General features: G+C 63.0%; 19 protein-coding genes. 5 read left to right on the forward strand and 14 right to left on the reverse strand.

The window, feature by feature from the left end:
* Position 1: 1 nt before the first annotated feature.
* From BLW71_RS22030 to BLW71_RS22045, 4 genes are all read right to left on the reverse strand, one after another.
* Positions 2-2,065: an NADH:flavin oxidoreductase gene (locus BLW71_RS22030; RefSeq protein WP_091801474.1), complete on the reverse strand. Its 2,064-nt coding sequence runs from the start codon at positions 2,063-2,065 to the stop codon at positions 2-4.
* Between the two features lie 85 nt (positions 2,066-2,150).
* The gene (locus BLW71_RS22035; protein ID WP_091801477.1) at positions 2,151-2,687 is read right to left on the reverse strand and encodes a DUF5943 domain-containing protein; all 537 of its coding nucleotides are present in this window, start codon (positions 2,685-2,687) and stop codon (positions 2,151-2,153) included.
* 49 nt (positions 2,688-2,736) lie between these two features.
* The gene (locus tag BLW71_RS22040; RefSeq protein WP_091801481.1) at positions 2,737-3,708 is read right to left on the reverse strand and encodes a dipeptidase; all 972 of its coding nucleotides are present in this window, start codon (positions 3,706-3,708) and stop codon (positions 2,737-2,739) included.
* 18 nt (positions 3,709-3,726) lie between these two features.
* Positions 3,727-5,001, reverse strand: coding sequence for a serine hydroxymethyltransferase (locus BLW71_RS22045; RefSeq protein ID WP_091801484.1), 1,275 nt, complete (start codon positions 4,999-5,001; stop codon positions 3,727-3,729).
* A gap of 443 nt (positions 5,002-5,444) precedes the next feature.
* Here BLW71_RS22045 and BLW71_RS22050 point away from each other — a divergent pair, with 443 nt between their 5' ends.
* A complete protein-coding gene (locus BLW71_RS22050; protein WP_091801487.1) occupies positions 5,445-6,440 on the forward strand; it encodes a GlxA family transcriptional regulator in 996 nt (331 codons plus the stop codon).
* Positions 6,441-6,525: 85 nt separating this feature from the next.
* Here the strand turns inward: BLW71_RS22050 and BLW71_RS22055 are convergent, their stop codons facing one another.
* From BLW71_RS22055 to fdhA, 3 genes are all read right to left on the reverse strand, one after another.
* Complete coding sequence (locus tag BLW71_RS22055; protein WP_286162073.1) at positions 6,526-7,941, reverse strand: tetratricopeptide repeat protein; 1,416 nt, start codon at positions 7,939-7,941, stop codon at positions 6,526-6,528.
* Entirely contained in the window at positions 7,938-8,819 is an 882-nt protein-coding gene (locus BLW71_RS22060) for a DUF5672 family protein (protein ID WP_143048386.1), read from the reverse strand. The genes BLW71_RS22055 and BLW71_RS22060 overlap by 4 nt, the downstream gene beginning before the upstream one ends.
* A 253-nt stretch (positions 8,820-9,072) precedes the next feature.
* The gene (gene fdhA / locus BLW71_RS22065; RefSeq protein WP_091801496.1) at positions 9,073-10,272 is read right to left on the reverse strand and encodes a formaldehyde dehydrogenase, glutathione-independent; all 1,200 of its coding nucleotides are present in this window, start codon (positions 10,270-10,272) and stop codon (positions 9,073-9,075) included.
* 283 nt (positions 10,273-10,555) lie between these two features.
* Between fdhA and betI the strand changes: the two genes are divergently transcribed.
* The 4 genes from betI (at position 10,556) to ampC (ending at position 15,645) form a co-directional block, all read left to right on the forward strand.
* Positions 10,556-11,143 (forward strand): transcriptional regulator BetI, encoded by a 588-nt coding sequence (gene betI / locus BLW71_RS22070; protein ID WP_091801498.1) that lies wholly within the window; start codon positions 10,556-10,558, stop codon positions 11,141-11,143.
* Between the two features lie 42 nt (positions 11,144-11,185).
* On the forward strand, positions 11,186-12,655 hold the full coding sequence (betB, locus tag BLW71_RS22075; RefSeq protein WP_091801501.1) for a betaine-aldehyde dehydrogenase: 1,470 nt from the start codon (positions 11,186-11,188) through the stop codon (positions 12,653-12,655).
* A 12-nt stretch (positions 12,656-12,667) separates the two neighbouring features.
* Complete coding sequence (gene betA, locus BLW71_RS22080) at positions 12,668-14,353, forward strand: choline dehydrogenase (protein ID WP_091801506.1); 1,686 nt, start codon at positions 12,668-12,670, stop codon at positions 14,351-14,353.
* 122 nt (positions 14,354-14,475) lie between these two features.
* Positions 14,476-15,645 carry a class C beta-lactamase gene (ampC, locus tag BLW71_RS22085; RefSeq protein ID WP_091801510.1) on the forward strand — a complete coding sequence of 390 codons (1,170 nt, stop codon included), beginning with the start codon at positions 14,476-14,478 and terminating at the stop codon, positions 15,643-15,645.
* Between the two features lie 138 nt (positions 15,646-15,783).
* Here the strand turns inward: ampC and BLW71_RS22090 are convergent, their stop codons facing one another.
* From BLW71_RS22090 to BLW71_RS22120, 7 genes are all read right to left on the reverse strand, one after another.
* The gene (locus BLW71_RS22090; RefSeq protein WP_091801513.1) at positions 15,784-17,202 is read right to left on the reverse strand and encodes an MFS transporter; all 1,419 of its coding nucleotides are present in this window, start codon (positions 17,200-17,202) and stop codon (positions 15,784-15,786) included.
* A 142-nt stretch (positions 17,203-17,344) separates the two neighbouring features.
* Positions 17,345-17,608 carry a hypothetical protein gene (locus BLW71_RS22095; RefSeq protein ID WP_091801516.1) on the reverse strand — a complete coding sequence of 88 codons (264 nt, stop codon included), beginning with the start codon at positions 17,606-17,608 and terminating at the stop codon, positions 17,345-17,347.
* A 58-nt stretch (positions 17,609-17,666) separates the two neighbouring features.
* Positions 17,667-18,323, reverse strand: coding sequence for a sarcosine oxidase subunit gamma (locus BLW71_RS22100; RefSeq protein ID WP_091801518.1), 657 nt, complete (start codon positions 18,321-18,323; stop codon positions 17,667-17,669).
* Complete coding sequence (locus tag BLW71_RS22105) at positions 18,313-21,315, reverse strand: sarcosine oxidase subunit alpha family protein (RefSeq protein WP_091801521.1); 3,003 nt, start codon at positions 21,313-21,315, stop codon at positions 18,313-18,315. Before BLW71_RS22105 ends, BLW71_RS22100 begins: the two co-directional genes overlap by 11 nt.
* Entirely contained in the window at positions 21,312-21,662 is a 351-nt protein-coding gene (locus tag BLW71_RS22110; RefSeq protein ID WP_091801524.1) for a sarcosine oxidase subunit delta, read from the reverse strand. Before BLW71_RS22110 ends, BLW71_RS22105 begins: the two co-directional genes overlap by 4 nt.
* 29 nt (positions 21,663-21,691) lie before the next feature.
* Complete coding sequence (locus BLW71_RS22115; RefSeq protein ID WP_091801526.1) at positions 21,692-22,936, reverse strand: sarcosine oxidase subunit beta family protein; 1,245 nt, start codon at positions 22,934-22,936, stop codon at positions 21,692-21,694.
* A 44-nt stretch (positions 22,937-22,980) separates the two neighbouring features.
* Entirely contained in the window at positions 22,981-24,375 is a 1,395-nt protein-coding gene (locus BLW71_RS22120) for an L-serine ammonia-lyase (protein WP_091801529.1), read from the reverse strand.
* Position 24,376 lies beyond the last annotated feature (1 nt).

Genomic DNA, 24,376 nt, shown 5'->3' on the forward strand with positions numbered 1-24,376 from the left:
GTCAGAAATCCTTGCAAAGGCGCAGCGCGTCGTAGATCGCGCCGTGAATGTTGTGCATGGAAATGCAGTCGCCGACGCGGAACAGAAGGAAGCGGCCATTGCCGAGTTCTTCGCTCAAAGACGGTTGCGGCTCGGAGGCGAACAGCTTATGCACGTCGACCTGGCCGCGATTGACCGATTCCGGCTTGAGCTTCCAGTACAACTCGTCGTTCGGCGTGCTGCCGTTTTCGATCACCACCTGATCGACCGCGCGCTCTTCCTGCTCTTCGGTGTACTCGTTGCGGATCACGGCGATCTTCTTGCCGTCTTCCTCGTAGACCTTGTCGAGCCAGTAGTTCGGCGTATGGATCACGCCTTGCGCGTACAGACGCCGGTAGAAAATCGGGAACGTGGTGCCGCCCACGTCGTCGGCCACTTTCACGTCCGGCGTCACGATCTCGACATTCGAGCCGCGGCTCGACATGAAATCGGCCACGCCCGCGCCGGCATGCGTGCTGACGCCGTCGTACACCAGCACGTTCTTGCCCGGCTCCACCTTGCCCGACAACACGTCCCACGAACTGACGGCGAGACCTTCGTCGACGCCCCACGCCGCGACTTGCGACGTGAACGACGAGCCGCCCGTGGCGAGCACGACGATGTCCGGCTTCTCGGCCATGATGGTCTGCTCGTCGGCGGCGACACCGAGACGCCGGTCCACGCCGAGGCGCTTGGTCTCCATGTCGAACCAGCGCACGATGCCCGCCATCTGTTCGCGCTGCGGCGCTTTCGCGGCCAGCATGATCTGGCCGCCCACGTAGTCGTTCTTCTCGAACAGCACCACGTCGTGACCGCGCGACTTCGCCACGCGTGCCGCTTCGAGTCCCGCCGGACCCGCGCCGACCACGACCACCTTGCGCTTCGGCCCACGCGTTTTGGCGATCACGTGCGGCATCGTTTCTTCGCGCGAGGTCGCGGCGTTCTGCACGCACAGCACGTCGAGCCCGTTGTATTGACGGTCGATGCAATAATTCGCGCCGACGCACTGTTTGATTTCGTCCTCGCGGCCATCGCGGATCTTGATGACCATATGCGGATCGGCAATCTGCGCGCGCGTCATGCCGACCAGATCGACCATGCCGCTGGCGAGCAGGCGCTCGGCCTGGCCCGCGTCGCGAATGCTTTGCGCGTGCATGACGGGCAGCTTGACCACCGATTTGATACCGGCCGCGAGATGCACGAACGGCTCGGGCGGCAGCGCCATGGGCGGCATGCAGTTGGCAAGCGTGTTGTGCGTGTCCGCACCCGAACCGATCACGCCGAGGTAGTCGATCAGGCCGGTTTCGCTCATGGCCTGAGCGATCTCTTTCAGTTGCTCGTGATCGAGCCCGTCTTCATGGAACTCGTCGCCGCACATGCGCAAGCCGACGCAGAAGTCCGCGCCTACCGCTTCACGCACGGCCTTCAATACTTCAGTGCCGAAACGCAGGCGGTTTTCCAGCGAACCGCCCCATTCGTCGGTACGGAAGTTGGTGCGCGGGCTCCAGAACTGGTCGATCAGATGCTGGTGCGCGGCCGAGATTTCGACGCCGTCCATGCCCGCATCTTTCACGCGCTTCGCCGCGGCCGCGAAATCGCTGATGATGCGGCGAATTTCCTCGACCTCGATGATCTTCGCATTGCCGCGGTGCACCGGCTCCCGCACGCCGGACGGCGACATCAGATGCGGCCAATGCTCGCCGTGAAACGCCGAGCGGCGTCCCATATGCGTGGCCTGGATCATGATCTTCGCGCCATGCGTGTGCATCGCTTCGGCGAGCCGCGCAAGCGGGTCGATGATCTTGTCGGTCGACAGATTCACCGACTTCCACCAGCCTTGCGGGCTGTCGATCGACACCGGGCTCGAACCGCCGCACACAGCAAGGCCGACGCCGCCCTTGGCCTTCTCCTCGTAGTAACGGATATAACGGTCGCCAGGCAGTCCGCCCGGTTCCGCATAGACCTCCGCGTGCGCGGTGCTGACGATACGGTTGCGCAAAGTCAGCTTGTTCAGCGTGAGAGGCTTGAAAAGGTTCGGGTAACGCATCGCGATCGACCTCGGAATGAATTGCTTGTTGCGCTGTGCCGTGCGCCGTGGTGGAAGCCGTTTATCTGTGTGCTTACGGTTGCGCTTACGATGCGAGCGGCGACACTTCGAACACACAGTGTTCGTGGCCTTCAGCGGCGCATTGCGCTTCTCTGGAATGCGATGGCGGGCCCTTGCGCGAGGCGTCCGGCGCGGTATCGTTGACCCAGTCCATCGCGCCCGCGAACCAGCCGGCGAACATGTAGCAAAGCTTGCCGACCTTGCCCGGCTGCGCCAGCACGAACGAAGAGTGATGCAGTTCGATGCGCGCACGCGAGCTCGACGGATCGGCTTCGGTGATCGTGAAGATGCCCCAGCCGCGTTGCGACAGACGCTTCAGGTAATGCTCGAACACCGCCATGCCCGCCATGCCGTGCTGCTTCGCTTCCTTGTCGCACCAGAAATACGCGGACTTGTAGCCGGCCTTGTAGAGAATCTCGGCATACGTATCGAGTCCGAGGGCTTCTTCCACAGCGGTGTGGTTGTTCGTGAAGAAGTGACGCGGTACGTACAGCATCGGCAGCGCGTCGGTGGTCCAGACGCCGGTATTTGCGTCGACGTCGATAGGCAGTTGGGGTTGCATGTGGAGGCTCCGTTTTTATCTGTGGGATAGGTGTCGATTCAGGCAGCGGTCAAACCTTCCAGACTTCGCCGAATACCCGTACCCAGTTTTCGCCCATGATCTTCTTGATGCGCGTTTCGCTCCAGCCGGCGCGTTCCATCGCGGCCGTCAGGTTCGGAAACTCGCCGATCGTGCGAATGCCTTCCGGATTCACGACCTTGCCGAAGTTCGTCAACTGGCGATAGCGGCCCTTGTCGTGCGTGATCCAGTCGAAGAATTCCGTGCTGTAGCCTTGCGTGAAATCCGTGCCGATGCCGACCTGGTCTTCGCCGATCAGGTTCACCACGTACTCGATCGCTTCGATATAGTCTTCAACGGTCGCGTCCGGACCGCGCTTGAGGAACGGCGCGAACATCGTCACGCCGACGAAACCGCCCGCGTCCGCGATCTCTTTCAGTTGCTCGTCGCTCTTGTTGCGCGGATGTTCTTTCAGGCCCGACGGGCAGCAATGCGAATAGCACACGGGCTTGTTCGAAGCCGCGATCGCTTCGGAAGAAGTCTTGCCGCCCACGTGCGAGAGATCGACCATGATGCCGACGCGGTTCATCTCCTGGATCACCTCGCGGCCATAGCCCGACAGACCGCCATCGCGCTCATAGCAACCGGTGCCCACCAGGTTCTGCGTGTTGTAGCAAAGCTGCACCACGTTCACGCCGAGGTCCTTGAATGCCTCGATATAACCGAGGTTGTCCTCGAAAGCATGCGCGTTCTGGAAGCCGAAAATGATGCCCGTCTTGTTCTCTTTCTTCGCGCGCAAGATGTCGTCGGTCGTGCGCACGAGCGTCAGGATCTCGCCGTATTCGCGAATCTGCTGCTTCATCTCGGCAATGTTATCGACAGTCTTCTGGAAGCTTTCCCAGACCGAGACCGTGCAGTTCACCGCGGTCACGCCGCCCTTGCGCATATCCTCGAACACCGAGCGCTCGAACTTCGAAATGTTCAGACCGTCGATGATGATGCTGTTTTCGTGCAAAGTGCTCATCGTTTGCTCCAGGCGTGCTTAGTAGATGGGAAAGCGTTCGCACAGCGCGAAAATCTCGCGGCGTACGCGTTGTTCAGTTGCGGCATGGCCTTCCGGGTGATCGCGCAGCGCATCGAGCACCTCGACGATCAGACGCCCGACTTCGCGGAATTCGCTCACGCCGAAGCCGCGCGTCGTGCCCGCGGGCGTGCCGAGGCGAATGCCGGAGGTGATCGTGGGCTTCTCGGTATCGAAGGGAATGCCGTTCTTGTTGCAGGTAATGCCCGCGCGCTCCAGCGCCTGCTCGACCTGATTGCCCTTGAGGCCCTTCGGCCGCAGATCGACCAGCAACAGATGGTTGTCGGTGCCGCCCGTCACCAGATCCACGCCGCCGGCCTTCAGCACCTCGCCGAGCGTCTGCGCGTTGGCGAGCACGCTGTCGATATAGGTCTTGAAGCCGGGTTGCAGTGCTTCGCCGAATGCAACCGCCTTGCCGGCGATCACGTGCATCAGCGGGCCGCCCTGCAAGCCCGGGAACACGGCCGAGTTGATTTTCCTGGCAATGTCTTCGTCATTCGTCAGCACAAAGCCGCCGCGCGGGCCGCGCAGTGTCTTGTGCGTGGTCGAGGTGACCACATGCGCATGCTCGACCGGATTCTGATGACGCCCCGCCGCGATCACGCCGGCGATATGCGCCATATCCACCATCAATTTGGCGCCCACGCCGTCGGCGATCGCGCGCAGCCGTGCAAAGTCCAGCGCCCGCGGATAAGCCGAGAAGCCGGCGATCAGCAACGCGGGTTTGTGCTGCTGCGCGAGTTCCTCGATCTGCTCGTAATTGATCAGCATCGTGTCGCGATTGACACCGTACTGCACCGCGTTGAACCATTTGCCCGACATGGCCGGCTTGGCGCCGTGCGTGAGGTGGCCGCCCGCGTCGAGCGACATGCCAAGCACCGTGTCGCCCGGCTTCACCAGCGCGAGCATCACCGCGCCGTTGGCCTGCGCGCCGGAATGCGGCTGCACGTTGGCGAACTTCGCGTTGAACAACTGCTTGATGCGATCGAGCGCGAGCGTTTCGATCACGTCGGCGTATTCGCAACCGCCGTAGTAACGCTTGCCCGGATAGCCTTCCGCATATTTGTTGGTCAGCACCGAGCCCTGTGCTTCGAGCACCGCGCGCGACACGATGTTTTCCGACGCGATCAGTTCGACTTGCGACTGCTGGCGCTCGAGCTCTTTCAAAATAGCGCCGCGCACCGCCGGATCGCGCGTGGCCAGCGATTCTTCGAAGAAAGGATTCGGGTTCGACATGGAAGGTCCGTGGAGTCGTTGACGGAAGGCCGGAAGCCGCGCCTGGGACTCGCTTCGCCCCTGCTGCTACCGGTGTGCATTGCGTCTATTCTTGACGCTCGCCCCGCGCGTCAATTTATGAATTCAGACGCGTTCTTTGCCTTTTCCGCCATAAGCGTCCTTTTTTCACAAGTCTGCCCTTGCCCGCGTTCTACCGATTGCCGCACGAGCGTGCTTTGCGGCGGATCATGCTGCACTGCACCTGACCTTCGTGCGCAATTCGGGTGCGCCAATGAACCCTGCCAGCGCCGTTCTGGTGCCGTTTGGTTAGCTATCCGACTGGAATGATGGGTAACCAGGGGTTTAGCCTGATGGCACGGTAGTTGCCCTAGTCCTCAGAATTACAGAAGTCGCTGCTCCCCACGGCGACGCGACATTACAGATTCGAAGGAATCATTCCTCCCATGTCCACCGATCGCACGGCATCGTTGTCGCATTTCGCATTCATGCCGGTTCCCAACTTCACCATGATTGCGTTCACTAACGCGATCGAAGTCCTGCGCATGGCGAACTATCTGACCGGCCAAACGCTTTACCGCTGGTCGATCGTGAGTCCGGAAGGCGGTCCGGTCATGGCGAGCAACGGCTTGTCGGTCGATACGGGACCGGTGGAATGCGTCGGTCAGCCCGATATCGTGTTCGTGGTCGGCGGCATCGACGTGCAGCATGCGACCACGCCCGCCCATCTTTCCGCGCTGCGCCGCTTTGCCCGTATGGGCAGCGTGCTCGGCAGCCTGTGCACCGGCACGTATGCGTTGGCGCGCGCCGGTCTGCTGGCCGGGTATGCGTGCGCGATTCACTGGGAGAACATGTCGGCGCTCAAGGAAGAGTTTCCCGACACGCGCTTTCTGAAAGAACTGTTCGTGATCGATCGCGATCGCGTCACATGCACTGGCGGCGTCGCGCCGCTCGATATGATGCTGAACCTGATCGCGCCGCGCGTCGGCACTGCGCGCGTCACGCAGATCGCCGAGCAGTTCATTGTCGAACATGTGCGCGACACCAGCGCGCAACAGAAAATGCCGCTAGTGGCGCGGCTCGGCTCGGCCAACAAGTCGCTTTTCGAAGTGATCGCGCTGATGGAGAACAACATCGAAGAGCCGCTCTCACGCGAAGAACTCGCGCGGCTCGCCGGTATGTCGCAGCGGCAATTGCAGCGGTTGTTCCGCGAACATCTGGGGATGACGCCGACGCATTACTATCTGACGCTGCGTTTGCGGCGCGCGCGCGAGTTGCTGTTGCAAACCGACATGTCGATCATGCACATCACGATGGCATGCGGCTTCCAGTCGGCCTGCCACTTTTCGAAGAGCTACCGCGATGCGTTCGGCACGGCGCCGACGCGAGAACGACGCAAGCAGGCGCCGTCGCTGGCGGTGGCGCCGGTGCTGGCGGCTTGAGGCGGCGGCGTTTCCGTCAGCGGTGCGCACTCAGTACATCAGCGCACCGTCCATTCAGCGGATGACGGAACGCAGGCCGCAATTGTCATAGCGCGGCCAGCCACGCCACTGCATCCCGCACGACGGGATTCCAGTCGCCCTCCCGCGTTTGCCGCAACTGCGTCGCGCTTTCGACCCAGTTGGACGTGCTTCCCGAATGGCCCCAACGCCAGTCGCCGGACGTGTTGACCGGCACGCAAGTCAGTTTGCCCATCATCGCGGCAAGATTGGCCACGGCCGAATCAACCGCGAACACAGCGTCCAGTTCGCCGATGCATGCGGCGGTGTCATCGAAAAGGTGGATGCCGGGCAGATAGCGCTCGACCGAAGCGGCCGGCGTGCCTGCTGCCGCCTCGGCAAGCGGATGATGCAGATTCACGAAACAGATTCGCCCGGTCAGCACGGGATCCGTCACGAGCCGGTTGAGCGCATCGAGCGGCAGGCTGCGTCGCGCAGCCCAGCACCGCATTGAGCTGCCGACATTGGACAGGTGGCGCTGGCCACAGTCCCAGAACAACCCGACGAGCTTCTTTCCGCGATGTTGCGCGCGCAACTGTTGCGCCCACTCTGCCGCAATCTGCCGCTTCGCTGGCGGAGCCCGTAGATACGCCTGAAACCGGTATGGGCGAGTCGCCTGCGCGGCGCGCAACACCGGCAAATGCAATAGCGTCGCGTATAAGTGCGGCGCGAATGCTTCCACTTGAGCGCGCACCGCGTCGGGCAGTGGGCCATGGGTCTGCAACGGACGCGCCGCGCTGACGACTTCGCAGTCGGGCAAGGACGCCTGCATGAGCGCATAGATCTGCGGGTCACAGGTAATCATCACCTGCGCACCGGCAGCGCGCCAGTCCGCCACGCAGGCGCCCAGCAGAAAGTTGTCGCCAAAACCGAGTTGGTGCACGACGAGCACCCGCCGGCCGCGCGGATCGGATTCGCCGTCCCACGCCGGGATGCCGGCCGGACGATAACTGCCGGCATCGCCAGAATCGTTGCGCCGGGTCCAGTGCTTAAAGCCACGCGGGTCGCCTGCTTTGAGCATCGCCTCGCCGAGAAGCTGTTCCGCGGTTGCCAGGACATTGGGCGTGCTCGTTGCCACCGGCCGTCGCGCCTCATCCAGCAACTGGATCGCGTGAGCGAAATGGCCGGCCATCATCAGGCTGTAGCCGAGTCGCAGTTGGGCGAGCGCGGGATTATCCGCCATCGACGGGGCATGCGTTCTCGTCTCGACCGCCTCGGCATGCCGCCCCTGCAGATCCAGCGCAAACGCGCGCATGGCAAAAAAATGTTGGTCCTGAGTACCGAGGGCCAGCGCGCGGTCAGCCCAGTCAAGGAGTTCGTCCTCGCGCTCGAGTGCGATCAGCACATCACATATCTCGCGCAGAATCGCCAGGTTGTGAGGCTCGTGCTCATGACGCACGCATGCGTTTCGCAGTTGCCGCTCCAGATCGTTGGTCGGCGTCACTCGCACAATCCATCGCAAGCATTCTTCACCACGCTTTCGCACAGGCCGACGTATTGCAGCGCGGCCTCCGCGGTCAGCCCTATCACCATCATGTTCCGCACGAACTCCTGGGTGCTCCATAGACGCCGGTAACGCTCGTACATCACCTTTACGCAGTCGAATTTGCGCTGATCGCAATAGATCTTCAATAGCATCAGGACCTCGTTGGAGCTGTAGGTCCCGATGTCCAGCTTACGCACCATATCCATCAGCATCTCGTCGCCGACGTGCCGCCACATGTTGAACACGGCGTGAAAACCGAATGTCGGCCCTTCCGGCAGCACATGCTCATAAGCAAAGCGGGTCGCGACTTCCTCGGGCGCAAACCGGATGCCGTATCCGCTTTCGAGCAAGGGCCGATATACGCGGCAGATCAGGTCGTCCTCATTGACGCCGGGAAGGAATTCGAACCGCTCGTCCGCCAGCGCCTGCAACAGCTTTGTCGAACGCAGCGAGAACCCGCCGTTGCCCACGTTCATGCCATCGCGGTGGAACGGCCATTTCGCACCGATGTAGTCGTAGTCGAAAAATGTATCACTCCACGCCGCGGGGTCCAGCACATAACCGTCCCATTGAACGACGAGTACCCACGGTGTGGTCACATGGCCGAGCAGATGCTTGACCATGAAAGCCGAATAGTCTTCTTTGGACTGCAGGCGGGGAATCAGCACGGTACGTACAGAGGTGGGTACGGTCTCGTGAGTGAAGAGGATCGCGTCGGCAAAGTTGCACCGGGCCGCTGAGATCTCGAGCGCGCGCGCGGCGAATACGGGATTGATCGAATCCGCCGCACAAAGCGTCACACTGCGCAGATTCAGGGGGGAAGCGTTACTGCTCATCAGGACTATTCGGCCAATCGGTGCTTTATCGGTCTGCGCAATGCGCAAAGGGTTTCCCTCAGCAAAGCTGAATGGGCGCAACCCTCACGCTACGACTCGCGCCAGTCATCGGGCCGCTTCGTACCAAAGCTTTCAACTGCGACCGTTGCTCGCAGTTGCCCGACGACCGAGCACGCCTCGTCGCGAATAGCGTGATCCTATACAAAGTTCACGCAAACCGAAGGATGACACGATGTCGCTGACGAAGGCTCGCCTACGCCGCGTTCAACAACCCATGCGGGTCGATCACGAACTTCTTCGGTGCACCGCCATCGAATTGGCGATAACCATCGGGCGCCTGGTCGAGCGACACCACCGTCACGTTGACGATATCCGCAATCGGCAAGCGGTCCCACAAGATCGCCTGCATCAGGTTCTGGTTGTACTTCATCACAGGCGTCTGTCCGGTATGGAACGAATGCGACTTGGCCCAGCCCAGACCGAAACGGATGCTCAGGCTGCCTTTGCGCGCGGCGGCATCGGCGGCGCCGGGGTCGTCGGTCACGTAAAGGCCCGGAATGCCGATCGCGCCCGCAGCCCGCGTGATTTCCATCAGCGAATTGAGCACGGTGGCCGGCGCTTCCTCATGCGAGCCGCTGCTGCCGTGGCCGTGTGCTTCGAAGCCGACGCAGTCCACCGCGCAATCCACTTCGGGCCGGCCAAGAATCTGTTCGATCTGCTCGCCCAGCGTGGCGTCCTTCGACAGATCCACGGTCTGGAAACCCATCTTGCGCGCATGCGCGAGACGCTCCTCGTTCATATCGCCGACGATCGTGCAGGCCGCGCCCAACAAGCGCGCCGAAGCGGCCGCCGCCATCCCCACCGGCCCCGCGCCCGCGATATAGACGGTCGCGCCGGGCTTCACGCCGGCCATCACCGCGCCGTGATAGCCGGTCGGCAGAATGTCGGAGAGGCACGTGAGATCGCGGATTTTCGACAGCGCCTGCGCGCGGTCGGGGAATTTCAGCAGATTGAAGTCGGCGTACGGCACCATCACGTATTCGGCCTGGCCGCCGATCCAGCCGCCCATGTCCACATAACCATAAGCACCGCCGGCACGCGAAGGATTCACGTTCAGGCACACGCCGGTATGTTGGGCCTTGCAGGTCGGGCAGCGTCCGCAGGCCACGTTGAACGGCACCGAAACGAGATCGCCGATCTTCAGCGTTTCCACGTCGCGGCCAATCTCGATCACCTCGCCGGTAATCTCGTGGCCGAGCACGAGGCCGACCTCGGCGGTCGTGCGGCCGCGCACCATATGCTGATCGGAGCCGCAAATATTGGTGCTCACTACCTTCAGGATCACGCCGTGGCCGATCGAACGGCCGCGCGGATCGACCATCTTCGGATAGTCGATCGACTGCACTTCCACCTTGCCCTGCCCTAGATACACGACGCCACGATTGCTGCTCATTGTCTGTCTCCATGTCTTGTGAGCGGCGTGCCCGGTTCAGTGCGGCACGCCGTTCAACGAGCGTAGCGCCCGCTGAACGAAGCGCATGTGCCGAACGCGACATGGGTTTGGCCGGAACCGACACGACCGGCGCAACCCGTATCGATGTTGATGCAACCCGTTTTTTATTGATTGACCGTTCAATATAAAAAACCTACCATAGCCACTCGAATTCACTCAGGCGGATCGTGTTTTCGTCTTGCGCAGTCCGCCCGAAGCTCATGCCAGCAATAGCGCCCGCACCATGCCCAAACTTGGAATGCGCGAAATCCGCCGCGCGCAACTGATCGACGCCACGCTCCTCACCATCGACCAGACCGGTCTCGCGGGAACCACGCTGGCTTCGGTCGCGCAGCGCGCGAGCATTTCCACCGGCATCGTCAGCCACTATTTCGGCGACAAGGACGGTTTGCTCGAAGCCACCATGCGGCACGTGCTGCGCGATTTGTGGCAAGCCACCTCGCGCCGGCGCCGGGCGGCCAAGGCGGATCCGCGTTCTAAATTACGCGCCGTGGTCGCCGCGAATTTCGACGCCGAGCAGACCAGCGGCCCGGTCATGAAAACCTGGCTGGCGTTCTGGACCGAGAGCATGCACAAGCCGCAATTGCGCCGGCTGCAATACGTGAACACGCGCCGCCTGAATTCGAACCTGTGCGCGGATTTTTCCAAGGCCATGCCGCGTGCCGCGGCGCGGCGCGCGGCGAGCGGCCTCGCCGCCCTGATCGACGGACTGTGGCTGCGCGGCGCGCTCTCGGGCGAGCCGTTCGACACTCGCGCAGCGCTGCGCGTGGCCAACGACTATATCGATCTGGTCCTCGCATCGCGCGATTAAGGACGCGGGCAGATCGGCGACATCTTCAGAAAGGAGCAAGTCATGGCGGTATTCGCAACGCAACGCCTCTATATCGGCGGCGCTTACGTCGACGCAACCAGCGGCGAAACCTTCGAGACGCACGATCCCGCCACCGGCGAGACGCTCGCGAGCGTGCAGCAGGCCTCGGCGGCCGACGTCGATCGCGCGGTGCAATCCGCGCGGGACGGGCAACGCGAATGGGCCGCGCTCACGGCCATGCAGCGTTCGCGCATTCTGCGCCGCGCGGTCGAGATTCTGCGCGAGCGCAACGACGAACTCGCCGCGCTCGAAACGCGCGATACGGGCAAGCCGATTGCCGAAACCCGCGCGGTGGATATCGTCACCGGCGCGGACGTGATCGAGTATTACGCGGGGCTCGCCACTGCCATAGAGGGTCAGCAGATTCCGCTACGGCCCACCTCGTTTGTTTATACGCGGCGCGAGCCGCTTGGCGTTTGCGCGGGCATCGGCGCATGGAACTACCCGATCCAGATCGCCTGCTGGAAGTCGGCGCCCGCGCTCGCGGCCGGCAATGCGATGATCTTCAAGCCGAGCGAGATCACACCGTTGTCGGCGCTGAAGCTCGCCGAGATCTATACCGAAGCCGGCGTGCCCGCGGGCGTGTTCAACGTCGTGCAAGGCGACGGACGAGTCGGCGCGATGCTCGCCGCGCATCCGGACATCGAGAAAATTTCGTTCACCGGCGGCGTTGAAACGGGTAAGAAGGTGATGTCGCTCGCCGGCGCCTCGTCGCTGAAAGAAGTGACAATGGAACTCGGCGGCAAATCTCCGCTGCTCGTATTCGACGACGCCAACCTCGAACGCGCCGCCGACATCGCGATGAGCGCCAACTTCTTCAGCTCCGGCCAGGTCTGCACCAACGGCACACGCGTGTTCGTGCAACGTGGCGTGCTGGAACGGTTCGAGAAACTGGTTCTGGAACGCGTCGAACGCATTCGCGTGGGCGCGCCCACCGACGCCGACACCAACTTCGGCCCGCTCGTGAGCGCCGCGCAATTGCAGAAAGTGCTGGACTATATCGAAAGCGGCAAGCAGGAAGGCGCGCGGCTCGTGGCGGGCGGCAAGCGCCTCACCGAAGGGCATTTCGGCAATGGCCAGTATGTCGAACCGACCGTATTCACCGGCTGCCATGACGACATGCGCATCGTGCGCGAGGAAATCTTCGGCCCAGTCATGAGCATTCTCGTTTTCGACGACGAAGACGAGGCGATCGCGCGCGCGAACCACACCGCGTATGGCCTCGCCGCGGGCGTCGTGACCGAGAACCTGGCGCGCGCGCATCGCGTGATTCATCGTCTGGAAGCGGGGATCTGCTGGATCAACACCTGGGGCGAGTCGCCTGCGGAAATGCCGGTGGGCGGCTACAAGCAATCGGGTGTGGGCCGCGAAAACGGCATCACCACGCTCGAGCACTACACGCGCATCAAGTCCGTGCAGGTCGAACTCGGCCCGTATCAACCGGTGTTCTAAGGAGGCAGGACGATGGCTGCGAACGAATACGACTACATTATCGTGGGCGCGGGTTCGGCGGGCAACGTGCTCGCCTCGCGCCTCACCGAAGACGCGGACGTGACCGTGCTCCTGCTCGAAGCGGGCGGCCCTGACTACCGCTTCGACTTCCGCACGCAGATGCCGGCCGCCCTCGCCTATCCGCTGCAAGGGCGCCGCTACAACTGGGCGTACGAAACGGACCCCGAGCCGCATATGAACAACCGCCGCATGGAATGCGGGCGCGGCAAGGGGCTCGGTGGATCGTCGCTGATCAACGGCATGTGCTATATCCGCGGCAACGCGCTCGATTACGACGGCTGGGCTGCGCAGGCCGGCCTGGAAAACTGGACCTATCTGGATTGCCTGCCGTATTTCCGCAAGGCCGAGACGCGCGATGTGGGCGCCAACGCGTACCACGGCGGCGACGGCCCGGTGCATGTGACCACGAGCAAGCCCGGCAACAACCCACTCTTCGCCGCGATGGTCGAAGCCGGTGTGCAGGCAGGCTTTCCGCGCACCGACGATCTGAACGGCTATCAGCAGGAAGGCTTCGGCCCGATGGATCGCACGGTCACGGCGAATGGCCGGCGCGCCAGCACGGCGCGCGGCTATCTGGATCGCGCGAAGGCGCGGCCGAATCTGACCATCGTCACGCATGCCGTGACGGATCGTGTCCTGTTCGCCGGCAAGCGCGCGATCGGCGTCGCGTATCTGCATCAGGGCAACGCGGTGAATGCGCACGCGCGCCGCGAGGTGCTGGTGTGCAGCGGCGCGATTGCTTCGCCGCAATTGCTGCAGCGCTCGGGCGTGGGCCGCTCCACGTGGCTGCGCGAACTCGATGTGCCGCTCGTTCACGATCTGCCGGGTGTGGGCGAGAACCTGCAGGATCATCTGGAGATGTATATCCAGTACGAGTGCAAGGAGCCGGTCTCGCTGTACCCGGCTTTGCAGTGGTGGAATCAACCGGCTATCGGACTTGAATGGATGCTGAACGGCACGGGTATCGGCGCGAGCAACCAGTTCGAAGCAGGCGGTTTCATCCGCACGCGCGACGACGATCTGTGGCCGAACATCCAGTATCACTTTCTACCCGTTGCGATCAACTACAACGGCTCGAACGCGATCAAGATGCACGGCTTCCAGGCGCACGTCGGTTCGATGCGTTCGCCAAGCCGTGGCCGCGTGAAGCTCACGTCGCGTGATCCGAACGCGCATCCGAGCATCCTGTTCAACTACATGGCCGATCCGCTCGACTGGCGCGAATTCCGCGACGGCATTCGCATCACGCGCGAGATCATGCGGCAACCGGCTCTCGATCGTTATCGGGGCCGCGAACTGAATCCCGGTGCCGAGCTGACTACCGACGAACAGCTCGACACTTTCGTGCGGATGCGGGCCGAGACGGCGTTTCATCCGTCGTGTTCATGCAAGATGGGCTACGACGACATGGCCGTGGTCGACAACGAGGGCCGCGTGCACGGCATCCAGGGATTGCGCGTGGTGGATGCGTCGATCATGCCGCGCATCACCACCGGCAATCTGAATGCGCCGACCATCATGCTGGCGGAAAAGATCGCCGACCGGATTCGCAAACGCGAGGCGTTGGCGCGGGTGGATACGCCCTATTTCGTGGCAAACGGCGTAGCGTCCCGCAAACGGGAGAGCGCGACGGTTTGACGCCGAAGCCCGCCTGCAAGATTTTCTTTACCCTCGCGCAACTTATACTCGATTGTCAGCGCGGCGCAAAAGCCGGATAGTGCGGCTTCATCCGCAGACAGACAATCAAGGAAACGCGAGCGATGAAGTTCAAAGCCCTCAGCCTCACGGCGGCCCTTTTCTTTACCCTGTGCGCGACCGCTCCGGCGAGTCGCGCAGCCGGCGATACGCAAGACAGCATTCAACAGACAGTCGACGCAGCGATCCGCCCGCTCATGGCTAAGGATGGCATTCATGGCATGGCGGTCGGCATCGTTGTCGGGGGCAAGCCTTATGTGTACAACTACGGCGTGGCGTCGACGGAAACCGGCAAGCCCGTGACGCGCGACACGCTGTTCGAACTCGGCTCGATCAGCAAGACCTTCACGGCGACACTGGCTTCGTATGCGCAGGTCAGTGGCGATCTTTCGCTGTCGGATACGACGAGCAAATATCTGCCCATTCTCCAGGGCAGTCCGTTCGGCAACGTGAAGCTTGTCAATCTGGGCACGCATACGCCGGGCGGTCTGCCGTTGCAGGTGCCGGACGAGATCCATAACGACGATGAACTCATGCAGTATTTCAAGGCATGGCAGCCGAGTTGCGTGCCGGGCACATGCCGGACTTACACCAATCCCGGTATCGGCACGCTCGGCCTGATCACGGCAAAGAGCATGGGCCAGGATTTCACATCGCTGATGGAACAGCGACTGTTTCCAGCACTGGGGCTGAAGAACAGCTATATCGACGTTCCGCAAGCGCGAATGCCGGATTACGCGCAGGGCTATAAGAAGGATGGCGCGCCGATCCGCATGGCGCCCGGCGTGCTATCCGCGCAAGCGTACGGTGTGAAATCCACCGCCGCTGATATCACGCGCTTTCTGCAAGCGAACATGAACCAGTTCCAATTCGATGCGAAGTTGCAGCGCGCGATCACGCAGACGCACACCGGCTACTTCAAGGCAGGTGTGATGACTCAGGATCTGATCTGGGAGCAATACGCGTATCCGGTCGCGTTGAAGACGTTGCTGGCGGGCAATTCGTCGACAATGGCTTTAAAGGCGACGCCTGCCATGGAAATCAAGCCGCCGCTCGCGCCGCGACAGGATGTCTGGATCAACAAGACCGGTTCGACCAATGGGTTCGGCGCGTATGTGGCTTTCGTTCCGGAGAAGCAGTTAGGCATTGTCATGCTCGCCAACAAAAACTTTCCGATGGAGGACCGGGTGGCCGTGGCTCATAAGATTCTGACGCTGCTTGCTGGGGCGCGTTGAATAACGAAGTGGACATGGCGGGCGACAAGGACAAAATGCGGATGAGCACCGCCGTGGCACTCATCCTCTTTACATGACCGTGTCGCGTTCGGATGGAACGGCGTCATGGTGCGCGCGCCGTCCGCAAGAAGTGAACCTTCAATCCCGCACTGGACTCAACACCCCACGCGCATCCGTCTCAACCGCCTCCGACACCAGCGTCTCCAGCGCCAGCCCACGCGTTTCGATACCGAGAATCCAGACCGCCGCCGCTGCGATCACGAAGCACATCGCGCCGAGCGAGAAGACACCGCCCTGGCCGAACATCGGCAACACCACGCCCACCACGTAAGGTCCGATCAACGAACCCACGCGGCCGATCGCCGACGCGAAGCCCGAACCCGTCGCACGCGCACCGGTTCCGTAAAGCTCGGGCGTATAGGTGTACAACACCGCCCACATCGCGAACAGGAAGAACTGCATCGCCAGCCCCGCACAGATCAGCAAGGTCGGCGTCTGCGCGTGCAGCGCGGTTTGCCCATATACGTAAGCCATCACCGCGCTGCCCGCGAGCGACGCAATGCAGGTCGGCTTACGCCCCCAGCGTTCCACCAGCCACGCCGCGCAAATAAACCCCGGAATGCCGCCGAGCGAAATCAGCACCGTGTACAGCACCGACTTGGTCACCGCGAAGCCGGCCTGCTGCATCAACGCGCCCAGCCACGACGTCAGCCCATAAAAACCGAGCAGCGCGAAGAACCACAGCGTCCACACCATGATCGTGCGGCGCCGGTATGCGAGGCTCCAGATCTCACGAAACGCGCCCATGCTCTTCGCGGCAGGCGGCTCGGCGAGCATGGCCGGTGCGCGCAACTGGCTCAGGCCGGCCGCTTTCATCACCTTCACTTCGACTTCGGCGAGTATCTTGTCCGCTTCGTCGAGGCGGCCGCGATGCTCCAGCCAACGCGGCGATTCCGGCACCACGCGGCGCACGATCAGCACGAATACCGCAGGAATGGCGAGCAGCGCGAACTCGGTGCGCCAGCCGAACGTCGGCAGCACGAAGTACGACACCACGCCCGCGGTAATGAAGCCGAGCGGCCAGAACCCGTCCATCAACGCAATCAGGCGGCCGCGCGAGGCAGCCGGCACGAACTCCGACAGCAACGTCTGCGCAATGGGAAACTCCATCCCCATGCCGAAGCCGAGCAGCACGCGATAAAAGATCAGCGCTTCGACGCTTTGCGCCGTGGAACACAGATACGATGCGAGCCCCCATAGCACCATGCTCCATTGAAACACTGGCCGGCGTCCGAAGCGATCCGCCAGCAATCCCGCAATCGCCGCGCCGATCACCATGCCGAAGAAGCTCGCGCTGGCCACGAGCCCAGCCGTCGCGCTCGATAAGCCGAATTCCGTCCTGATCGAGCCGAGCACGAAAGTCATCGTGCCGAGATCGACGGAATCGAAAAAGAACGCAATGGCGATGATGATGAAAATGGTCCGGTGATAACCGGAGAACGGCAGTCGTTCGAGTCGGGCGGCTGCGCTCGCGCGAGGCTGATAAGCGGTAGACATGTCATCCCCTGGTTGATGCGGCGGCTGCCGCGTGGGTGCTGCGAGGAGATTTCAGTAGACGCCGACATAAATCGGCCACATAGAAGAAATACGTCATCGGGATGGAACGGGGGCGTCGTTCCATCCACGTGCGTCTCGAACGCTACGTCCGCAAACGCGAGCGCGCGGCACCGGCAATGCGCGCAAGCGTGTCCGCACTCAACCGCGCGGCGATCTTTTCGACGTATTCGTGATGACGCGCCTGCAGCGGCGCGCCGAGTTGCTGGGCAAGCAGATAACGGATCAGCGCGATGCGCCGGTGCCGCAGCACGATGCTCTGATCGAGCAGCGCGAGCGCGGCGTGCGCATCGCCCTCGTGGCACGCGCGCTCGGTGAGGCGCGCGGTGGCTAGACGTGTCGACGTCATGTCGGTCAATCAGCGCGAAAAAGGCGCGAGCGGTTCGGCATCGACCGCCCGCCGCGCCTTACGACATCAGCGGCTCGGCCGCGTCGAGCATGATCTTGACGAAGTAGTCCGCAAAACTGCGGCGCACGACCAGGTCAAAACTGCTCGCGCCGGTGGGCAGCAATGTCATCGATGCCTTGAAGAAGTGACTCTGCGCGCACTGTCCCTCGCCGAATAGTTTGGGATGCAGATCGAGCGGACAACCGCGCGACAGCACTTCACGCGTGCGCGTGCCGCTGATTTCGAGCACCGTATAGCCGCTGCCGATATCCACCGCCGACGCGAACACGCCTGCGAACGCCGCCCCGAGCTTGGCCTGCAACGGCGCGGTACGCGTCGCGTCGTGGGCGGCGGCCGAGCGCACCAGCCACTCGTCCGGGCCGAGCCACATCACGTCGTAGCCGTTGCCGCGGACCACCGTGTTGGCCTTTTCAGGCGGACGGCAGCCGACCACGCTTTCGAAAGCGCGCACGAACGCCGCGTCACGTGTATCGCCGCGCACATTCACGAGTTCCAGAAACGGCCGCTCGTTCAACCTGAACGCCGCGGATGCCGTCGCCTGATGTTTCTTCAGCAGCGCATCCGCGCCCACCAGCGGCGACTCCTGCCACACACCGGTCTGTTTGCCGACAGCGCGATCCACGACCGACGCCGTCCCTCTCGTTTCATTCCACATGTTGACGTGCTCCTTCGCTGTCGTAGAACACCGAACTGGTGACCTTCGCTGCAATCTGTTTGCCGCTGGAAAGCGGAATCGTGACCGTCTCGCCGATCTTGTCGAGACCGCCCTTCACCACCGCCATCGCGATCGAGCGCTTCAGGATCGGGCTGTAGTAGCTCGACGTGACGTGGCCGAGCATCGCCGCCGTCTCGCCCTGGAACGGACCGGCGACGATCTGCGAACCTTCGGGTATCACGAACGACGGGTCGTCCGAGAGCAAGCCGACCAGTTGCTTGCGCCCCGCCTTCGCCGTATCCGAGCGGGTCAGCGAACGCTTGCCGAGAAAGTCCTTCGACTTCGCGACGAGTCCGCCCATGCCGAGGTCATACGGCGTCATCGAACCGTCCGTATCCTGGCCGACGATGATGTAGCCCTTCTCCGCGCGCAGCACGTGCATGGTTTCGGTGCCGTACGGCGTGATGTCGAATTCCGCGCCCGCGGCCATCAGCGCCTCCCACACCGCGCGCCCGACGTTGGCCGGCACGTTCACTTCATAGGCGAGCTCGCCCGAGAAGCTGATGCGCATCACGCGCGAGGCCGCGCCGGCCACCGTGCCTTCGCGATAGCTCATGAACGGGAATGCCGCGTTCGCGAAGTCGATGTCGTGGCAAACCTTCTGCAGTACCTTGCGGCTGTTCGGACCGACCACGGCGAAGGTCGCCCAATGGTCCGTCACCGACGCGAGCCGCACGCGCATGTCCGGCCATTCTGTCTGCAGCCAGCGTTCGAGCCAGGTCAGCACACGTGCCGCGCCGCCGGTGGTGGTCGTCATCATGTAGTGCTGGTCGGCGAGGCGCACGGTCACGCCGTCGTCGAAGATCATGCCGTTTTCGTCGAGCATCAGGCCGTAGCGGCACTTGCCGACTTCCAGCTTGCTCCACGGATTCGTATAGACCCAGTTCAGCAGCTTCGCCGAATCGGGGCCCTGAATGTCGATCTTGCCGAGCGTCGAGGCGTCGAGAATGCCGACGCTCGTGCGCACCGCGAGAGACTCGCGCGCCACTGCCGAGTGAAGATCTTCGCCAGCCTTCGGGTAGTACCACGGACGCTTCCAGTTGCCCACGTCCTCGAACGCCGCGCCGTTTTCCACGTGCCATTCGTGTACCGCCGTCTTGCGCACAGGATCGAGAAACTCGCCCAGCTCGCGGCCGGCAAACGTGCCGAACGTGACGGGTGTGTAGTTCGGCCGGAACGTCGTCGTGCCGGTCTCGGGAATCGTCTTGCCGAGCGCCTGCGCGAGAATCGCCATGCCGTTGATGTTGCCGAGCTTGCCCTGGTCCGTGCCGAAGCCCATCGCGGTATAGCGTTTGACGTGTTCGACCGATTCGAAGCCTTCGCGCGCCGCGAGGAAAATATCCGCGGCCGACACGTCGTTCTGGAAGTCGATGAACTGCTTCGGCCCGCGCGTGGCCAGTTCGCGGCCGCCGACCAGCCACAGCGGCTGCATCTTTGCTTCCGTGATCTCGGCCACCTGCACCGGATTCGGCCGCGCGACGATAAAGCCCGCCGCGCGCGCCGCCTCGATGCCGGCGTCGACCGCAAAGCGGATGCCCTGGCCCAGCGTGAAGTCGCCCGCACACGCGCCGACGCTCGTTTCCGCCTGCATCGCCTTGCCCGGCACGAAGCAGGCCTTCTCGTCATGCCAGTGCGCCTTGCCGCCTGATTGCGCGAACAGATGCAGCACGGGGCTCCAGCCGCCGGACATGGCGAGCAGATCGCACGAGAGTTCGCCCTGCTTCGCACCGACCTGTCCGTTCGAATACGACGCCAGGTCAACCGACGCCACGCGCAGTTTGCCGTGCGCGGCCGTGATCACCACGCCATTCATGACCTTGACGCCGTAGCGCCGTGCCAGCGCGGGCAGCGTGCCCTTCGATTCGCTCACACGCGGATCGACCACCGTTACCTGGGCGCCGGCTGCTTTCAGATCGAGCGCGCATTGATAGCCGTCGTCATTGTTCGTGAAGACCACTGCGTTGCGGCCCGGCAGCACCGCATAGCGATGCAGGTAGGTCGACACGGCCGACGCCAGCATCACGCCCGGCAGATCGTTGTTGCCGAACACAATGGGCCGTTCATGCGCGCCGGTCGCGAGAATCACGCGTTTCGCGCGGATCTTCCACATCAGTTCGCGCGTGCCTTTGCGCTGCGATACCGGCAGATGCTCGGTGAGCCGCTGTGTCACCGTCACGAGATTGTGGTCCTGATAACCGAACGCCGTGCTGCGGCACAGGATTTTCACGTCGGGCATCTGACGCAGTTCGTCTTCGATCTTCTGCACCCAGTGCAGCGCAGGCTTGCCGTCGATCTCCGCACGGCACGACAGCAGCGAGCCGCCGAGTTCCGGCTGATCGTCGACCAACGTCACGCGCGCGCCGGACAATGCCGCGGCGTGCGCCGCCGCGAGCCCGGTCGGGCCACCGCCCACCACCAGCACGTCGCAATGCGCAAAGCACTTGTCGTAGCGGTCCGCGTCGGTGTGTTCCGGCGCCTTGCCGAGACCGGCCGCGTCGCGGATCACTTCTTCGTACTTCGGCCAGAATTTGCGCGGCCACATGAAGGTCTTGTAATAGAAGCCCGCCGGAATGAAGCGCGCGATCTTCTGGTTGACCGCCATGCGGTCTTTCTCGATGCTCGGCTTCGCGTTCACGCTGGTGGCGACGAGTCCCTGGTACAACTCGACTTCGGTCGCACGGGCATTCGGCACTGTGTACGCGCCGGTTTCCAGTTGCACCACGGCATTCGGCTCTTCCACACCCGCCGTGACGATGCCGCGCGGCCGGTGATACTTCCAGCTACGCGCGACGAAATGCTCGCCGTTTGCGAGCAGCGCCGAGGCCAGCGTGTCGCCTTGATAGCCCTGGTACTGGCGGCCGTTGAACGTGAACGTCAGCGGCATGGCGCGATTGATGCGTCCGCCGTTGGGGAGTCGGTCTTTCTGGCTCATGATGCCTTGCCCTCTTGTGCCTGGTTCGGTGCCTGGTTCGGTGCCTTGTCTTGTGCTTTAGCCTCGTTGCTGTCCATCGCGAGCAGCGGTCGCTCGAACGTCTCGTAGCCCTGGATCTCGTAGCTCACCGTGTCGCGCTGCGCCTTGAACCAGCGGCGGCAGCCTTGCGTGTGCAGCCATTGCTCGCGATGCACGCCGCGCGGGTTCTTGCGCATGAACAGGTAGTCGCCCCATTCCTTGTCGGTGAGTTTGTCGGTGTCGAGCGGACGGGCAATATCCGCTTCGCCGCCGCAGGAAAATTCGGTTTCGGCGCGTGGCCCGCACCACGGGCATTCGATCAATAGCATTTCTTGGTTCCTCGTCGCAGTGCGTGGCGTTAGTGGGCGACGGCGGCGGCGCCGTGCTCGTCGATCAGGTGGCCGGTATAGAAACGGTCCAGCGAGAATGGCGCATTCAACGGATGCGGTTCATCCTTCGCGATGGTGTGCGCATAGGCCCATCCCGAACCCGGCGTCGCCTTGAAGCCACCCGTGCCCCAGCCGCAATTGAAATACAGCCCTTTCACGTCGGTCTTGCTGATGATCGGGCACGCATCCGGCGAGACATCCACAATGCCGCCCCACTGCCGGTTCATCCGCACCCGCGAGAACACCGGGAACATTTCGACGATCGCTTCGAGCGTGCCCTCGATAATCTGGAAACTGCCGCGCTGACCGAAACCCGTGTACTGGTCCACGCCCGCGCCGATCACCAGATCGCCCTTGTCCGACTGGCTGATATACGCGTGCACCGCGTTCGACATCACGACCGTATTGACCACCGGCTTGATCGGCTCCGACACCAGCGCCTGCAACGGGTGGCTCTCCAGCGGCAGCCGCACGCCGGCCATGTCGGCGAGCGTGGAGGTATTGCCCGCCGCCACCACCGCGACTTTCTTCGCCTTGATGAAGCCCTTCGTGGTGTCCACGCCCACCACCTGGCTGCCGTTGCGGCGAATGCCCGTGACCTGGCAGTTCTGCACGATATCCACACCGGCCTGATCCGCGCCGCGCGCGAAACCCCAGGCCACCGCATCGTGACGCGCCACGCCGCCGCGGCGCTGGATCGAAGCGCCGAGCACCGGATAGCGGCTGTTGAGATTGATGGTCGGCTCGATTTCCTTGATCTGCTCGGGCGTGAGGAATTCGGCGTCCACGCCGTTCAGCCGGTTCGCATTCACGCGGCGCTCGGTGTCGCGCACGTCCTGCAACGTGTGCGCAAGGTTCATCACGCCGCGCTGGCTGAACATGACGTTGTAGTTCAGGTCCTGCGAGAGCCCTTCCCACAGCTTCATCGCTTTTTCGTAGAGCGCGGCCGACTCGTCCCACAGGTAGTTCGAGCGCACGATGGTCGTATTGCGCGCCGTATTGCCGCCGCCGATCCAGCCCTTCTCCAGCACGGCGACGTTGCGTACGCCATGTTCCTTCGCCAGGTAATACGCGGTGGCGAGACCATGCCCGCCGCCGCCGACGATCACGACGTCGTATTCACGTTTGGGCTCGGGGCTCTTCCACTGTCGCTCCCAGTTCTCGTGATACGACATCCCGTTGCGCAACAGGCTGAATATCGAATAGCGGCTCATCGTCTGTCCTTGGTGGGTACTCGTGCTTAATGCTTCGTTGCTGTTCAACACTCGATGACGTTCACGGCCAACCCGCCGCGCGACGTCTCCTTGTATTTCGTCTTCATGTCCGCGCCGGTTTCGCGCATCGTCTTGATCACGTTGTCGAGCGACACGTAATGCTGGCCGTCGCCCTTCATCGCCATGCGCGCGGCGTTCAACGCCTTGATCGCGCCCATCGCATTGCGTTCGATGCACGGAATCTGCACGAGCCCACCGACCGGATCGCAGGTCATGCCCAGGTTGTGTTCCATGCCGATTTCGGCGGCGTTCTCGACTTGCGTCGGCGTGCCGCCCATCACGGCGGCGAGCGCCGCGGCGGCCATCGAGCAGGCCACGCCCACTTCGCCCTGGCAGCCCACTTCGGCGCCGGAGATCGACGCCGTTTCCTTGTAGATGATGCCGATCGCCGCGGCCGTCAGCAGGAAGTTGACAATGCCTTCGTCGTTCGACGCATGCATGAACTTCACGTAGTAGTGCAGCACGGCGGGAATCACACCGGCTGCGCCATTGGTCGGCGCCGTGACGACGCGCCCGCCCGCCGCGTTTTCTTCGTTGACGGCCATCGCGTACAGGTTGACCCAGTCGAGCATGGAGAGCGGATCGCGCAACGACTCTTCCGAACGCGAACGCAGTTGCGCGCACAGATCGGCGGCGCGGCGCTTGACATGCATCGGGCCGGGCAATTCGCCGCGCACCTTGCAGCCGCGTTCGACGCATGCCGCCATGGCGCGCCAGATGGTCAGCAGGCCGTCGCGCACTTCCTGTTCAGGACGCGACGCGCATTCGTTGCGCAGCGTGATCTGCGCGATCGACAGACCGGTTTCGCGGCAGACGCGCATCAGATCGTCGCCGGTCCGAAACGGATACGGCACCTGGGCGCCGGCGCGCACGCCGTTCACGCGATCGCCTTCGCGATTCACCACGAAGCCGCCGCCGATCGAGAAATACTCCTTCTCCACCAGCAACTGGCCGTTTTCGTCGAAAGCCTGAAAACGCATGCCGTTCGGATGCACGATGCCCGAGCCCGGCGCGCCCGGCATCAGCTTGCGGAAAAAGCCGAGATGCTCGCGTTCGTCGAATTTCACCGGATGCTTGCCGAGCAGCACGAGCTGCTTCGTGGCGCGAATGGCCTGCAGGCGCGGCTCGATCACGTCCGGGTCGATGGAATCGGGCAGATTGCCTTCGAGCCCCAGCAGCACTGCCTTGTCCGTGCCGTGCCCTTTGCCGGTCGCGCCGAGCGAGCCGAACAGTTCGACCTTCACGCCGCGCACGAAGCCGAGCAGATTGGCGTCTTCGATATGCGAGGCGAAGCGGCATGCAGCGATCATCGGCCCGACCGTGTGCGAGCTTGAGGGACCGATACCGATCTTGAACAGATCGAAGACGCTGACGTTCATG

The organism is Burkholderia sp. WP9, assembly GCF_900104795.1.
GTDB lineage: Bacteria > Pseudomonadota > Gammaproteobacteria > Burkholderiales > Burkholderiaceae > Paraburkholderia.

What these genes read in the sequence shown, in the direction of transcription:
- BLW71_RS22030 (WP_091801474.1), bottom strand. Translation starts at nt 2,065, where the DNA reads ATGCGTTACCCGAACCTTTTCAAGCCTCTCACGCTGAACAAGCTGACT.
- BLW71_RS22035 (WP_091801477.1), bottom strand. Translation starts at nt 2,687, where the DNA reads ATGCAACCCCAACTGCCTATCGACGTCGACGCAAATACCGGCGTCTGG.
- BLW71_RS22040 (WP_091801481.1), bottom strand. Translation starts at nt 3,708, where the DNA reads ATGAGCACTTTGCACGAAAACAGCATCATCATCGACGGTCTGAACATT.
- BLW71_RS22045 (WP_091801484.1), bottom strand. Translation starts at nt 5,001, where the DNA reads ATGTCGAACCCGAATCCTTTCTTCGAAGAATCGCTGGCCACGCGCGAT.
- BLW71_RS22050 (WP_091801487.1), top strand. Translation starts at nt 5,445, where the DNA reads ATGTCCACCGATCGCACGGCATCGTTGTCGCATTTCGCATTCATGCCG.
- BLW71_RS22060 (WP_143048386.1), bottom strand. Translation starts at nt 8,819, where the DNA reads ATGAGCAGTAACGCTTCCCCCCTGAATCTGCGCAGTGTGACGCTTTGT.
- fdhA (WP_091801496.1), bottom strand. Translation starts at nt 10,272, where the DNA reads ATGAGCAGCAATCGTGGCGTCGTGTATCTAGGGCAGGGCAAGGTGGAA.
- betI (WP_091801498.1), top strand. Translation starts at nt 10,556, where the DNA reads ATGCCCAAACTTGGAATGCGCGAAATCCGCCGCGCGCAACTGATCGAC.
- betB (WP_091801501.1), top strand. Translation starts at nt 11,186, where the DNA reads ATGGCGGTATTCGCAACGCAACGCCTCTATATCGGCGGCGCTTACGTC.
- betA (WP_091801506.1), top strand. Translation starts at nt 12,668, where the DNA reads ATGGCTGCGAACGAATACGACTACATTATCGTGGGCGCGGGTTCGGCG.
- ampC (WP_091801510.1), top strand. Translation starts at nt 14,476, where the DNA reads ATGAAGTTCAAAGCCCTCAGCCTCACGGCGGCCCTTTTCTTTACCCTG.
- BLW71_RS22090 (WP_091801513.1), bottom strand. Translation starts at nt 17,202, where the DNA reads ATGTCTACCGCTTATCAGCCTCGCGCGAGCGCAGCCGCCCGACTCGAA.
- BLW71_RS22095 (WP_091801516.1), bottom strand. Translation starts at nt 17,608, where the DNA reads ATGACGTCGACACGTCTAGCCACCGCGCGCCTCACCGAGCGCGCGTGC.
- BLW71_RS22100 (WP_091801518.1), bottom strand. Translation starts at nt 18,323, where the DNA reads ATGTGGAATGAAACGAGAGGGACGGCGTCGGTCGTGGATCGCGCTGTC.
- BLW71_RS22105 (WP_091801521.1), bottom strand. Translation starts at nt 21,315, where the DNA reads ATGAGCCAGAAAGACCGACTCCCCAACGGCGGACGCATCAATCGCGCC.
- BLW71_RS22110 (WP_091801524.1), bottom strand. Translation starts at nt 21,662, where the DNA reads ATGCTATTGATCGAATGCCCGTGGTGCGGGCCACGCGCCGAAACCGAA.
- BLW71_RS22115 (WP_091801526.1), bottom strand. Translation starts at nt 22,936, where the DNA reads ATGAGCCGCTATTCGATATTCAGCCTGTTGCGCAACGGGATGTCGTAT.
- BLW71_RS22120 (WP_091801529.1), bottom strand. Translation starts at nt 24,375, where the DNA reads ATGAACGTCAGCGTCTTCGATCTGTTCAAGATCGGTATCGGTCCCTCA.